Origin of the sequence: Chitinophaga nivalis (assembly GCF_025989125.1) — a bacterium.
In the GTDB taxonomy this organism is placed as follows: domain Bacteria; phylum Bacteroidota; class Bacteroidia; order Chitinophagales; family Chitinophagaceae; genus Chitinophaga; species Chitinophaga nivalis.
The window spans coordinates 7,798,701-7,812,450 of the sequence record NZ_JAPDNR010000001.1; the positions used below are offsets into that span (position 1 = coordinate 7,798,701).

Genomic DNA, 13,750 nt, shown 5'->3' on the forward strand with positions numbered 1-13,750 from the left:
AAAAAAAAGAAAGCAGTCAACAAAGTGACTGCTTTCTTTTTCATTTAATTTTCAGTTATCAGTTAGCTACTCCAAGTCCTACTCTTCGCCATCAAAGGTAGGTTCCTGTGGCTTTTCCGGGCGAGGACCACGGTCACCGCCACGATCGCGGTTGTCCCGTCTGTCTCTGTCGCCACCACCACGTCTGTCGTCGCGTGGACCACGATCGCGATCACCACCACGTCTGTCGCCACGGTCGCCACGATCACGGAAATCGCCTCTGTCACCACGCTCTTCACGTTCCGGTCTTTCTACATAACCTTCTGGTTTAGGCATCAGCACTTTGCGGCTCAGTTTAAACTTACCGGTTTTAGGATCGGTACCGGTCAGTTTCACTTTCACTTTTTCACCTTCGGTCAGTACGCCTTCCATCGTTTCCAGGCGTTTCCAGGAAACTTCAGAAATGTGGAGCAAGCCTTGTTTGCCAGGCATAAACTCAACAAACGCACCGTATGGCATAATTGATTTTACAACAGATTCGTATACTTCTCCTACTTCCGGAATAGCTACGATGCCTTTAACCCAGGCAACTGCTTTATCCAGGCTTTCTTTCTGAGAAGAGAAGATGCTCACTTCACCGGTTTCTCCTACTTCTTCAATGTTGATAGTAGTACCGGTTTCGCGTTGGATTTCCTGAATAATTTTACCACCGGGTCCGATTACTGCGCCGATAAATTCACGGTCAATAATCAGTTTCTCCATGCGTGGTGCATGTGGTTTAGGTTCTGGGCGGGCAGCAGGAACGGCTTCATACATCGCTTCGATGATGTGCAGACGTCCTTTCTGTGCCTGTGCCAGTGCAGAACGCATTACGTCCATGCTCAGACCATCCACTTTAATATCCATCTGGATACCTACGATACCATCGCGGGTACCGGTTACTTTGAAGTCCATGTCACCCAGGTGATCTTCATCGCCCAGGATATCGGTCAATACCGCCCATTTACCGTCTGAAGCACGGGAGATCAATCCCATTGCCACGCCGGAAACGTGTTTCGGTAAAGGAACACCGGCATCCATCAGCGCCAGGGAACCGGCACAAACCGTTGCCATGGAAGAGGAACCATTGGATTCAAGGATATCGGAAACCACCCTTACAGTATAAGCATAGTCCGCACCTGGCATCATTTGTTTCAGGGAACGCATGGCCAAGTTACCGTGACCCACTTCACGACGGCCGGGGCCGCGCATCATTTTCACTTCACCGGTAGAGAACGGAGGGAAATTGTAGTGCAGGATGAATTTGGAATAGTTAGAAACAGCAGCTGTTTCGATCAGCAGTTCATCTTCCGGAGTACCCAGGGTAACTGTGGTCAGGGACTGTGTTTCACCACGGGTAAAGAGTGCAGAACCGTGCGGGGAAGGCAGGATATCTGTTTCCATCGCCAACGGACGTACCTGATCCAGTGCACGGCCATCCAGGCGGATGGATTCGTCCAGGATCATGTTACGGATCACTTCTTTTTCCAGATCATGCAGGTATTCTTTTACCAGCGGCTGATCTTCTTCCGGTAATTCGCCTAAGTGTGCTTTCAGTTCTTCTCCGATAGCCGCAAATGCATCGCTGCGTACGTGTTTGGCAGAAGCAGACTTAGCTACTACATAAATTTTATCTTGGGCAAAAGCAACCACTTTTGCTTTGAGTTCTTCGTTTTGATGCGGCAGGGTGTATGCACGCTTGCCGGTAACACCTTTCAGATCACGCAGTTCTTCCTGCGCTTTTACCTGCACTTTGATAGCAGCGTGTGCAGCCTCAATAGCGGCAATCAGGTCTTCTTCCTGGCATTCTTTACTTTCACCTTCCACCATCATGATGTTCTTATCGGTAGCACCGATGATGAAATCCATGTCAGCTTTGGCGAGCTCAGTACGGTTAGGGTTGATTACATAGTTGCCTTCGATGCGGGCTACCCTTACTTCAGAAATGATTTCCTGAATGGGAACATCAGAAACAGCCAGGGCGGCAGATGCAGCCAGACAGGCCAGAGCATCCGGCATTACTTCCGGATCGGAAGAGATCAGGGTTACTAATACCTGTACTTCGCAGAGGTAGTTGTCGGGGAACAGGGGGCGAAGCGCGCGGTCAATCAGGCGGGAAACTAACACCTCTGAATCGGACAGTCTGCCTTCACGTTTGAAGAAAGAGCCGGGTATGCGGCCGGCGGAGGCAAATTTCTCCTGGTAGTCTACAGTCAGGGGGAAGAATGACTGGCCTGGTTTGGGTTCTTTATTTGCTACCACAGTGGCCAGCAAAATAGCATTCCCTAAACGCACCGTAACCGCACCGTCAGCCTGGCGAGCTAATTTGCCGGTTTCGATGGTCACCATACGACCGTCTCCTATATCGAATTTCACTGAAATAGGTGTCAGATTCATAATAAAGTGAGGATTAAAAATAAAATTGTTCCTGGTATTATAATCGTCAAGTCAGGAACAACAAATGGTATACATACAAAAAACTATTCCCAACCAGGATAGTTGGGAATAGCGCTATAATTAAGTCATGGTTATTTCCTGATACCTAACTTCTCAATAAGGGCACGATAGCCTGTGAGGTTGGTTTTAGATAAATATGAAAGCAAACGCTTTCTCTGGCCAACCATTTTCATCAAACCGCGATGGGTAGAGAAATCTTTTTTGTTTTGTTTCAGGTGACCGGAAATGCTGTTGATACGCTCAGTCAGCAGTGCAATTTGCGCTTCCACAGAGCCTGTATTTTTCTCGCTTCCACCAAATTCCTTAAAAATATTGGCTTTCTTTTCAACAGTTAAGTAAGACATCTTTAAAAATAATAAGTAATAATAATGTTTTTTGACGCTATTTTTCCGGTGCAAAGGTAATTTAAAAAATAGGAATTACCAATTAACCGGAAATTAATAATAAAATTACAGTTAATCTACATCTGTAAAAATTTCTCCTTCAGCAACTATTAAGCAGAAAAATTCACGGCTGCATTATCGATAACATGCCCGTTCTCGGTCCGTAACACCCGGGACGGGAATTTTTGTAATACAATATAATCATGGGTAGCCATCACAATAGCGGTGCCTTCCCTACAAATACGAAACAACAGCTGCATAATACCATCCGATGTTTCCGGATCCAGGTTACCGGTGGGCTCATCCGCCAGAATCAGCTTCGGTGAGTTGAGCATGGCGCGGGCAATATCCACACGCTGCTGTTCTCCTCCGGAAAGCTCATACGGCATTTTGAAACCTTTGGTACCTAATCCTACCTTATCCAGCACATCCGCAATCTTGTCTTCCATTTGCTTCGGATCCTGCCAGCCGGTAGCCCGCAGGGCAAACTTCAGGTTGTCGTGTACATTACGATCTGTCAGCAACTGAAAATCCTGGAATACTACCCCCAGATTCCGGCGAAGGTACGGTACTTTTTTCCAATCCATCTTTTTCAGGTCAAAACCCACTACCTGACCGGTACCATCCTTCAACGGCAAATCGCCATACAAAGTTTTCAACAAGCTGGACTTCCCCGTACCCGTTTTCCCGATAAGATACACAAACTCTCCTTTGTTAACCGAGACATTCACATCTCCCAGGATCAATGTATTCCCCTGATATATACTGGCATTGGTTAATTGGATGATAGGCTGTTCAGGCGTCATGTATTTTTTCTGTTTTTACGATCTGTTGCGGCAAAAATAACTAATTAAAAAATAATCCGTTGTGATTATCTCCCAAATATGCACCGGATACTTCATTTCACAAAAACTAAAAAAATAGTTTTTAAACTAAGAATATAGTTATAACTTAGAATAACACAATTACAGTTACATGAAACAGCTGACCAAAGCAGAAGAACAGATCATGCAGGCCCTGTGGCAAACAGGACCCGCATTTGTAAAAGAACTGATTGAAGCCATGCCCGATCCCAAACCCCACTACAATACAGTATCCACCCTCGTAAAAATACTGATTGAAAAGGGGTTTATAGATTTCAAGGCCTATGGCAAATCTCACCAGTACTTTGCCCTGGTTACCAAAGATTCCTACAGCCATAAAACTGTCAACAATATTGTAAAAGGTTATTTCGGCGGCTCTTTCAGTAACATGGTCTCTTTTTTTGTGAAAGAAAAAGAGCTGAGTGTATCTGACCTGGAAAAACTGCTGCAAAAAATCAAGGACACTCAAAAAAAATAAGCCATGTTCCTACTTATCTATCTGGCTAAAGTTATCCTTTGTTCAGCCGTCTTATACGGCTATTACTACATTGCCTTGCGCAACAACCGCTTTCACCAGTGGAACCGGTACTACCTGATACTGATTACCCTCGTTTCCCTGGTCATTCCCCTGCTGCGCATCCCTTTGCCCTTTCAGCAACAGGCGCCCGCCACCGTGCTCACCTACACCAACCGCATTATCACCCTCCGGGAAAATGCGATTCCGGTAGCTGCTCCGGTGATTAATTTTCGTGTAGTGCTTACCGTTATTTATGCCGGCATCCTTCTGTTATTACTACTACGATTAGTAATCGGCTATTTTAAAATCAGGCAGCTGATCCGCACCAGCGCGGTACAGGACATCCCCCCTTTCCGGTTTATCGAACACCCGGCTGTAACGGCGCCCTTCTCTTTTTTCCGGTATATTTTCTGGGATCATCAAACACAGCTCAACAGCCCCGAAGGCCAGCAGATACTCCGGCATGAACTGGTACACCTGCGTGAAAAACATAGTGCGGATAAGATATTGATGGAAATCATCACCGCCGTTTACTGGATCAATCCTTTTTTCCATCTGCTGAAACGGGAACTGTCGCTCGTACATGAATTTCTGGCCGATAAAAAAGCAGCCGGGGAAGAAGTTGCCGGCTATGCGCAAACCATTCTGCAAATGGCCTTTCACAGCAAACAATTCCGGCTGACCAACGATTTTTTTCACCCGCCTATAAAACGAAGAATCCTTATGCTCACACAATTTCGTACCCCCCGGTTCAGTTATTTGCGCAGGATAATGGTATTGCCGCTTGCCGCATTTATTTTCTGTGCGCTTGCCTTTGTAGCAGACAAGCATCCGGCCGCCATTCGGATGCTGCCGGCTACCGGCACGCCCACCCCCACAACACCCATCATCGCAACACCCGGCGTGACGGCACCCGCCATGGCACAGGCCAACATGCTTCCGGTACAAAACAGTACCGATACGCCCCGCACCTTTGTAGACCAGCCGCCTGCCTACGTAGGAGGCGAAACCGCACTGGCCACCTATCTTTCCAGGAATATCACCTACCCTAAAGCTGCACATGAAAAAGGCACCACCGGAACTATTTTTGTGCAGTTTGTAGTCACGCAAAACGGAGCTGTGCAGGCAGTAAAAGCTGTTGGAAAAAATCCGGGCGATGGCCTGCAGGAAGAGGCTGTACGGGTCATTGAAGCGATGCCCAGGTGGATACCCGGTAGAGATAAAGGCAAAAAAGTAAGTGTCTTGTTTAACCTGCCCATCCGCTTTACACTTGAAGAAGATTCCGTGAAACAGGAAAAAGCAACGCCACCACCAGCGCAGGAACAGCTATACACCTTCGTAGATCAGCCACCCGTTTTCCCGGGCCAAGAGGAACAACTGGTGCAGTACCTCCGCAAATCCATCCGGATGCCGGCGGCAGCCGTGGCCGCCAAGGTAAATGTCACTGTTTTTGTACAGTTTACCGTTCATAGCGATGGTAGTGTCGGCGACACCCACACCGTTGGTGCACTTAAAGGCTATGGCCTGGAAGAAGAAGCCATCCGCGTAGTAAAGGAAATGCCAAAATGGAAACCAGGCGTTCATAACGGTCGGCCGGTAAGCGTGCAGTATAATCTGCCCATAAGTTTCCGGACCAAAGCGTAAAAAAAAGACGCATTTCCGGTACTTCGGAAATGCGTCTTTTTTATAAAGTAAAATAATAAAATCCTAGTATACAAAAGTACCGGCCGGTGCTTTCACAGTTACCTGTTTTTTCTCTGCCGCTTCTACTCTTCCCACAATCTGCGCATCGATGTTAAAGCTTTTGGAGATAGCGATAATATCAGCCGCAATCGCTTCCGGTACATACAACTCCATTCTGTGCCCCATATTAAACACCTGGTACATTTCCTTCCAGGGCGTACCGGATTGTTCCTGAATCAGGCTGAATAAAGGCGGAACCGGGAACAGGTTATCCTTGATCACATGCAGGTTTTCGATAAAGTGCAACACCTTGGTTTGTGCACCACCGCTGCAATGTACCATTCCATGAATCTGCGGACGGAACTGTTCCAGTATTTTTTTGATCACCGGTGCGTAGGTACGGGTAGGAGATAACACCAGTTTACCTGCATCTACCGCGTCGAAACCGGGAACATCTATTTTATCTGTCAGGGATTTTTTACCGCTGAACACCAGTTCGTATGGAATACCGGGGTCGAAGCTTTCCGGATATTTTTCTGCCATCACTTTGTTAAAGACATCGTGCCGTGCGCTGGTGAGACCATTGCTGCCCATACCACCATTGTAGGCGGTTTCATAGGTAGCCTGCCCGTAGGAAGCCAGACCTACCACTACATCGCCGGCCTGGATACGGTCGTTGGAAATCACGTCTTCCCGCTTCATTCTGCAGGTAACCGTTGAATCCACAATAATGGTACGTACCAGATCGCCCACATCTGCAGTTTCGCCACCGGTAGAATAGATGCTGATACCATGCTGGCGGAGTTCTGCCAGGATCTCTTCTGTACCGTTGATAATGGCGGCAATTACTTCACCCGGCAATAATTGTTTATTACGGCCGATGGTGGAAGATAACAGGATATTGTCTGTAGCACCCACACACAGCAGATCATCCATGTTCATGATAATCGCATCCTGTGCAATACCTTTCCATACACTCAGATCGCCGGTTTCTTTCCAGTAGATATATGCCAGTGATGATTTGGTACCGGCACCATCCGCATGCATGATATTGCAATAGGCTTCATCGCCTCCCAGGATATCGGGTATTATTTTGCAGAATGCTTTCGGGAATAGTCCCTTATCAATATTTTTAATGGCATTATGCACATCTTCCTTGCCTGCCGAAACACCGCGCTTGGCGTAAATGTTATTATCCACCGGAAATTAAATAAATAATTAAATAAAGATTTCTTTATACAAAGATGCTGTTCTGGCTGCAAAAGTAACAGATTCCACGCATAATGCCCTCCGAATGTGTTAGATTTGCACGGCGTTTTGATTTTTTATTGAATTATATGCAGGTTCACAGGGACTTAGATCACTTACCGGAATTCCGGAATGCAGTCATTACCATAGGCACATTTGATGGCGTACACGCAGGGCACCGCTTCATTATACAGCAACTGGAGCAGGCAGCAGCCCATTGCGGAGGAGAAACTGTGATCATTACATTTGATCCGCACCCCAGGGAGGTGTTGTTACCTAAACCCAACAATATCCGCCTGCTGACAACCTTGCCTGAAAAAATTGCCTTGCTGGAACGTGCCGGCATCCACCACCTGGTAGTGGTACCTTTTACCAAAGCATTTTCTGAATTATCGGCCCGCAGCTACCTGGAAGACTTCCTCGTGGCCCGTTTCAAGCCGCACACGATTATCATTGGCTACGACCATCGTTTTGGCCATAACCGCGAAGGCGGACTGGAGCTACTGGAAGCAGAGCAAAAGTCCTATGGATTTGAACTGATAGAGATTCCGCAACAGGTAGTACACGACCTGACTGTCAGCTCCACCAAAATCCGCAAAAGCCTCCAGGAAGGTGGTAGCCGGCTGGCCAATGAGCTGCTGGGATATACCTATTTCCTGTCGGGTACCGTGGTGCATGGCGATAAGATGGGGCGCCAGCTTGGTTACCCCACTGCCAACCTGCACCTGACCGATGAAAGAAAACTCATCCCGGCGGAAGGTATTTACGCCGTATGGGTAAGGTTGAATGACCAGGAAAATTTATTACCGGCAGTGATGAGTATCGGATTCCGCCCTACTTTCAATGGTACTGATCTGCGCCTGGAAGTACATCTCTTCGATTTTAACGCAGATATCTATGATCAGCAGCTGACGGTTTATTTTGTAGATTATATCCGGGCCAATGAGAAGTTTGAAGATATCAATGCCCTGATTAAACAGATGGATAAAGACTCCCTGAAATCAAGGCAGATCCTGCAGCAGGAAGCTGCTACTGCCGGCAGCAGATAATGCTCCCGGCAGCGGATGCGGTTAGTGCATGATTTTATACATCAGCTCTTTCATCAGCTCTCCATCTTCCACGCCACTATCGTTGATGCCTATACTACGCAGGTTATACTGATGTAACAGCAAAATAGCTTTCTCTGTACCTTCCGGCCCATACTGGCGGGCGGCCTGCATGTAGTCTTTTACAAAAAAGGAATGTACTCCCAGCGTTGCCGCCACTTCTTTTTCATTGCCTTTTACACCAAATATGAGATTCACTTTTGCAAAGAAGTTATACAATGCCGGCAGGGTCATCTGAATGGGCGCTGCTTTGGGGTTAGCGGCAAAGTAGGCAATGATGCGGAATACCCTCGCTGCATTTTTCTGCCCCAATGCATTCTGTAATTCAAATACATTATACTCCTTGCTGATACCTACATATTTTTCGATATCTCCTTCATCTATTTTTTTCTGTGCCGGCAGGTTGACCAGTAGCTTATCGATTTCATTGGCAATCCGCGACAGGTCATTACCGATATGATCTACCAACAGGATGGCGGCCTTCTGGGCAATAGCCAGTCCGCGGCTGCTTACATAAGCTTCCACCCATCCCGGCAGCTGGTTGTCGTATAGTTTTTTGGTAGATAACAATACGCCTTTTTCCTTGATGAGTTTGGCCATTTTACTACGGCCGTCTATTTTGCCCTGTTTATGTGCCACTACAAATATGGTAGAGCTCAGGGGATTGTCGATATAGGTTTCCAGTTTGAGCAGGTCGCGCATGGCCTGGGCTTCTTTGAGTACCACTACCTGTTTTTCCGCAAACATCGGGTAACGGCGACAGGCATTAATCACGGCACTCCAATCGGTATCTTTACCATAGAGTACAGTCAGGTTAAATCCTTTCTCCGCTTCTTCCAGGAGTTCCTGCTCTGCGTAGGCGGTAACCTGATCGATGAAAAAATCTTCTTCTCCTTCCAGCCAGTATAGTGGCCGGAATTTTTTTTGTTTCCAATCTTTGATGATATCCTGGTATTCCATTGTTATATGAACCGTTTAAGCCTGATGGCCTGATACTTTATTGTACATGTGTTACTTCTTCCGGGAGCAGCAGGGGCATCCGCTTAAAGCGCAACAGGAGCTGCGCTACGGCCAGCACGTCTTTCCGGCAGTACGCCGCAATCCGTGGCAGGTCTTTTTCTTCCCAGTATACCCGGCCTACCATGCTGCCGTCTATATCATCTTTGGGCGTATCGATGCCCATGATGGCTGTGAGCAATTTCAGAGATGTATAGTATTTATTATCTCCGAACCGCCACAGGTGAAGCGTATCCAGCATGGGTACCTCCCATGGTTTGCGCCCGTACAATTGCAAAGGCAGGGGCAAAGATAACTGATGAATAACAGACCGCCTGCAAATAAACGGAATATCGAATTCTTTGATGTTATGTCCGGCAAACTGAAAATTAGGATGCTTCGCATGAAAGATATTTACCAATTCTAAAAAACTGCGGAGTACAACGGTCTCATCGTCATGAAAAAACGATTTCAGCCTTAATTGGTAATGATTCTGTTCTACATGGAAATATCCTACAGAAATACAGACGATTTTCCCGAATTCGGCGTAGAAGCCTGCCCTGTCTGCATATGCTTCTTCCTCATTTTCGGAAACTGGCGCAGTTTTTGCAATTTTGTCCCGCCATAGTTCCTGTATATCACCCTGAAGATGCTCGAAGGCCGGAGCACCGGGTGTTGTCTCTATGTCCAACAACAATAATTGATCTAATGAAATATTTGGAAGCACGATTGAAAAACAGTTTTTATATGTATGATAAAATCAGCATATTAATCCCTACTTTTGAATAACAATTTTTAACCATATAACAAATAAATATAAAACTAACAACTATGACGGAGAACACCTTTAACACACCTGCACCGGGGTCACCCGGACCAGAAAAACCGCGCAGCCGGAATGGTCTAATTTACGGCATTTTAATCGCAGCGCTGGCAGGTACCTGGATCTATATGCTGTATGATAAAAATAAATCCAGCGAGCAGATTGTTCAGAAAAACACACAGATAGATTCTATTTCTTCTTCCCGCGATGCTTTGCAGCAGGAATATGATGCCGCCAATGCCCGGCTGGATGATCTGATTTCTCAGAACACCCGCATGGACAGCCTGGTAAAAACAAAAGATAAAGAAATCCAGGATATGAAAGCCAGGATTTCCAGCATTCTGACCAACAAAAATGCTACACAGGCGCAACTGGCAGAAGCCCGTCGTTTGATTGAGCAGTTGAAATCCAACATTGAAGGCTATACGCAAACCATTGAGCGTCTGGAAGGTGAAAAGATTGTATTGGCCGGAGAAAGGGATGTAGCCCGCAAGGAAAGGGATTCCGTATCCACTGTAAAGGACAGCCTGAATAAAAAGGTAGACCTCGGATCGGTATTACATGCCTCCAACATTAAATTACAGCCCATCCGGGTTAAAAATAACGGCAAGGAAGTAGAAACCACCAAAGCGAAACGCGCAGATATGATGCGGGTAACCTTTGACCTGGATGACAACAGAATTGCACCCACCGGCGATAAGGAAATCTATGTAGCGATTACTGCTCCGGATGGTTCCCCGCTGGCTGTAGAAGCACTGGGTTCCGGCAGATTCACCCTGGAAGACGGTACTGAAAAGTTATATACTGCCAAGAAAACAGTGGCTTATGTAACTGGTCAGAAACAATCCATCAGCATGGACTGGAAACAGAATTCCGACTTTAAAGTGGGCGATTATTCCGTTGAAATTTATCACAACGGTTTCAAAATCGGTCAGGGTAAAGTAACGCTGAGAAAAGGCGGACTGTTTTAAGCGATAGATAAGTATACATCAAAAAATATACATTGGCCCGGAGATAACGGCGGAATTATTTCGCTGCTTACTCCGGGCCAATGTTTTTTATACGCCTGTTATATTACCGCAGCGGGGCTTTTTATTAATACTTTTTTCACCTGTCTTAATTGTTAACGATTAGTTATTGACAAAAAGATATATATAAAAATAAAATTAAATTAACGTTCTTTGCCAGCATAATCATAACTAATAGCCGAAGGCACTAAAACCCTGGTTCTATTGTAACCAATGTCAGAAAAGAAAGAATGTGACCAGATCGTTGTTGCTTTAGTTTAACCCGTGTGAATGGCAATGGAAAATGCGTGATTTCAGTACCCCGTTGTGCCCGGAAGTCGCTTCCTTGTTATTGACAGCAACCCGGACAAATCGCTTTACTGAACGGTCTTTTCACTCCTCGCTTTTCATTGCCTTCTGTTATTGACGGAATAAGATCAGAAGCCCAATTAAAAACAGCCGCATGGAAGACTTGAACAAAATAGTGTACGTTGTAGACGATGATGAAATTTTTCATTTCATCATTAAAAAGATGTTGGGGCAGCAGGAAAACAATCTGGTTGTAACCTCCTTTCTTTGCGCAGAAGAAGCGCTGGAACAACTATCTGCTATTCCTCAGCCTACCCTGCCCTCTCTTATCATTCTGGATATGAATATGCAACGAATGAACGGATGGGATTTTATTGAAGCCTACAGAGGGCTGAAAACCTCTCTATTGAGTAACATTCCGATTATCATGTGCTCCTCTTCAATAGATGTCCGGGATATGCAGAAAGTGCAGCATACACCGGAACTGATGGCTTACATCACCAAGCCACTGGACAAGAACAAACTGAAAGTTATTGCAGAGTATCTGTAAAAAAAGATGTGATCAGCAAACATCTGCATGTAGGCTGATCACATCTCTATAAAACTTTATTATACCTACGCTAATACGGCGTTTTCGTACATTTCTTCCCGCAGCGCTTTTACCCGCTCATCTGCCAGGTACTCATCAAACGTCATCAGCCGGTCAATAATACCTTTAGGTGTTAATTCAATAATACGGGTGGCCACAGACTGCATAAACGTATGGTCATGCGTGGTGAACAGTACCACTCCCTTATAGTTGATCATGCTTTCGTTGAAAGACTGAATGGATTCCAGATCCAGGTGGTTGGTAGGTTCGTCCAGAATCAATACGTTCGGATCCTGCAGCATCATGCGGCTGGTCATGCAACGTACTTTTTCTCCTCCGCTCAATACGGAAGTTTTCTTCATGATCTCATCTCCGCCAAACAGCATTTTACCCAGGAAACCACGCAGGAACGGCTCATCCACATCTGTTACATGCGGTGGTACGTACTGACGCAGCCAGTCCATCAGGTTCAGGTCTTTATCTGTGAAGAACTCCGCGTTATCATTCGGCAGGTAAGCCGTTGTAACGGTAGTACCCCATTCGAATTTACCCCCGTCTGCCTGTCCCTTGTTGTTGATCACCTCGAAGAAGGTAGTCAGGGCCATGTGGTCTTTAGACAGGAAAGCAATTTTATCGCCTTTGTTAACAGAGAAAGTTACATCTGTAAACAGTTTGCGGCCATCTACCTGTTTTTCCAGTTTTTCCACATTCAGGATCTGGTTACCTACTTCGCGCTGCTGCTTGAAGATGATACCCGGATACTTACGGTTGGAAGGCTGGATATCTTCCACCACCAGTTTTTCCAGTGCTTTCTTACGGGAAGTAGCCTGCTTACTTTTGGAAGCGTTCGCACTAAAGCGGGCGATAAAGTCCATGAGGTCTTTCCGCTTATCTTCCATTTTCTTGTTTTTATCGGCAATCTGACGGGCCATCAACTGGGATGATTCGTACCAGAAAGTATAGTTACCGCTGAAAATCTGGATTTTGGCGCGATCCACGTCTGCTACGTGCGTACATACCGCATCCAGGAAGTGACGGTCGTGGGATACAACAATCACGATGTTTTCGTAGTCAGCCAGGAAGTTTTCCAGCCAGCCGATGGTTTCCACATCCAGGTGGTTGGTAGGCTCATCCAGCAACAGGATATCCGGGTTACCGAACAGTGCCTGCGCCAGCAATACACGAACTTTTAAGCTACCAGCGATATCTTTCATCAGCACACTGTGCAGCTCTTCTTTTACACCCAGGTCGCCCAGCAGTACACCGGCGTCACTTTCGGCCGTATAACCGCCCATTTCGCCGTATTCTGCTTCCAGTTCACCGGCACGCATACCATCTTCCTCGGTAAAATCTTCCTTGGCGTAGATGCTATCTCTTTCGTGCGCGATTTCCCACAGCTTCTTGTTACCCATCAATACGGCATTCAGCACAGTCACCTCATCAAACTCAAAGTGGTTCTGCTTCAGAACGCTCATGCGCTCACCCGGGGTGATTTCCACGGTGCCTTTGTTCGGCTCTATCTCGCCGCTCAATATCTTCAGGAAAGTAGACTTCCCTGCTCCATTGGCCCCAATCACACCATAACAGTTCCCTTTTGTGAAATTGAGGTTTACTTCGTCAAACAATACTCTCTTACCAAAAGAGAGCGTTACGTTTTTAACACTGATCATGCTGGCTATGTAAATTTTGAAGCCGCAAAGGTACACATTTTATACTGGCTTTCCAAGTTAAGACATCGTACCTGCCACGGC

12 protein-coding genes are annotated in these 13,750 nt (G+C 46.3%); 5 read left to right on the plus strand and 7 right to left on the minus strand.

Annotated features, from left to right (window positions below; translation table 11 throughout):
* Nucleotides 1-78 precede the first annotated feature (78 nt).
* From OL444_RS28500 to OL444_RS28510, 3 genes are all read right to left on the minus strand, one after another.
* Entirely contained in the window at nt 79-2,415 is a 2,337-nt protein-coding gene (locus tag OL444_RS28500) for a polyribonucleotide nucleotidyltransferase (protein WP_264727679.1), read from the minus strand.
* A gap of 131 nt (nt 2,416-2,546) precedes the next feature.
* A complete protein-coding gene (rpsO, locus tag OL444_RS28505; RefSeq protein WP_079470431.1) occupies nt 2,547-2,819 on the minus strand; it encodes a 30S ribosomal protein S15 in 273 nt (90 codons plus the stop codon).
* 149 nt (nt 2,820-2,968) lie between these two features.
* Nucleotides 2,969-3,664: a cell division ATP-binding protein FtsE gene (locus tag OL444_RS28510; RefSeq protein WP_264727678.1), complete on the minus strand. Its 696-nt coding sequence runs from the start codon at nt 3,662-3,664 to the stop codon at nt 2,969-2,971.
* A 169-nt stretch (nt 3,665-3,833) separates the two neighbouring features.
* Between OL444_RS28510 and OL444_RS28515 the strand changes: the two genes are divergently transcribed.
* Together OL444_RS28515 and OL444_RS28520 are read left to right on the plus strand one after the other, a co-directional pair.
* Nucleotides 3,834-4,199: a BlaI/MecI/CopY family transcriptional regulator gene (locus OL444_RS28515; RefSeq protein ID WP_264727677.1), complete on the plus strand. Its 366-nt coding sequence runs from the start codon at nt 3,834-3,836 to the stop codon at nt 4,197-4,199.
* Nucleotides 4,200-4,202: 3 nt separating this feature from the next.
* Complete coding sequence (locus tag OL444_RS28520) at nt 4,203-5,882, plus strand: M56 family metallopeptidase (protein ID WP_264727676.1); 1,680 nt, start codon at nt 4,203-4,205, stop codon at nt 5,880-5,882.
* 63 nt (nt 5,883-5,945) lie between these two features.
* Here the strand turns inward: OL444_RS28520 and OL444_RS28525 are convergent, their stop codons facing one another.
* A complete protein-coding gene (locus OL444_RS28525) occupies nt 5,946-7,121 on the minus strand; it encodes an AIR synthase related protein (RefSeq protein WP_264727675.1) in 1,176 nt (391 codons plus the stop codon).
* Between the two features lie 137 nt (nt 7,122-7,258).
* On the opposite strand from OL444_RS28525, the gene OL444_RS28530 reads away from it, so the two are divergent.
* Nucleotides 7,259-8,218 (plus strand): bifunctional riboflavin kinase/FAD synthetase, encoded by a 960-nt coding sequence (locus OL444_RS28530; protein ID WP_264727674.1) that lies wholly within the window; start codon nt 7,259-7,261, stop codon nt 8,216-8,218.
* Nucleotides 8,219-8,239: 21 nt separating this feature from the next.
* Here the strand turns inward: OL444_RS28530 and holA are convergent, their stop codons facing one another.
* Entirely contained in the window at nt 8,240-9,235 is a 996-nt protein-coding gene (gene holA / locus OL444_RS28535; RefSeq protein ID WP_264727673.1) for a DNA polymerase III subunit delta, read from the minus strand.
* A 37-nt stretch (nt 9,236-9,272) separates the two neighbouring features.
* A complete protein-coding gene (locus OL444_RS28540; RefSeq protein WP_264727672.1) occupies nt 9,273-9,962 on the minus strand; it encodes a ribonuclease H-like domain-containing protein in 690 nt (229 codons plus the stop codon).
* Between the two features lie 140 nt (nt 9,963-10,102).
* Here OL444_RS28540 and OL444_RS28545 point away from each other — a divergent pair, with 140 nt between their 5' ends.
* Both OL444_RS28545 and OL444_RS28550 read left to right on the plus strand, forming a co-directional pair.
* Nucleotides 10,103-11,065, plus strand: a complete 963-nt coding sequence (locus OL444_RS28545) for a DUF8428 domain-containing protein (protein WP_264727671.1) — start codon at nt 10,103-10,105, stop codon at nt 11,063-11,065.
* Between the two features lie 499 nt (nt 11,066-11,564).
* Complete coding sequence (locus tag OL444_RS28550; RefSeq protein ID WP_264727670.1) at nt 11,565-11,960, plus strand: response regulator; 396 nt, start codon at nt 11,565-11,567, stop codon at nt 11,958-11,960.
* A gap of 65 nt (nt 11,961-12,025) precedes the next feature.
* Here the strand turns inward: OL444_RS28550 and OL444_RS28555 are convergent, their stop codons facing one another.
* Nucleotides 12,026-13,669, minus strand: coding sequence for an ABC-F family ATP-binding cassette domain-containing protein (locus tag OL444_RS28555; protein ID WP_264727669.1), 1,644 nt, complete (start codon nt 13,667-13,669; stop codon nt 12,026-12,028).
* Nucleotides 13,670-13,750: the final 81 nt, after the last annotated feature.

Coding starts and splice junctions, on each gene's coding strand:
- OL444_RS28500 (WP_264727679.1), bottom strand. CDS start 2,415: ATGAATCTGACACCTATTTCAGTGAAATTCGATATAGGAGACGGTCGT.
- rpsO (WP_079470431.1), bottom strand. CDS start 2,819: ATGTCTTACTTAACTGTTGAAAAGAAAGCCAATATTTTTAAGGAATTT.
- OL444_RS28510 (WP_264727678.1), bottom strand. CDS start 3,664: ATGACGCCTGAACAGCCTATCATCCAATTAACCAATGCCAGTATATAT.
- OL444_RS28515 (WP_264727677.1), top strand. CDS start 3,834: ATGAAACAGCTGACCAAAGCAGAAGAACAGATCATGCAGGCCCTGTGG.
- OL444_RS28520 (WP_264727676.1), top strand. CDS start 4,203: ATGTTCCTACTTATCTATCTGGCTAAAGTTATCCTTTGTTCAGCCGTC.
- OL444_RS28530 (WP_264727674.1), top strand. CDS start 7,259: ATGCAGGTTCACAGGGACTTAGATCACTTACCGGAATTCCGGAATGCA.
- holA (WP_264727673.1), bottom strand. CDS start 9,235: ATGGAATACCAGGATATCATCAAAGATTGGAAACAAAAAAAATTCCGG.
- OL444_RS28545 (WP_264727671.1), top strand. CDS start 10,103: ATGACGGAGAACACCTTTAACACACCTGCACCGGGGTCACCCGGACCA.
- OL444_RS28550 (WP_264727670.1), top strand. CDS start 11,565: ATGGAAGACTTGAACAAAATAGTGTACGTTGTAGACGATGATGAAATT.
- OL444_RS28555 (WP_264727669.1), bottom strand. CDS start 13,669: ATGATCAGTGTTAAAAACGTAACGCTCTCTTTTGGTAAGAGAGTATTG.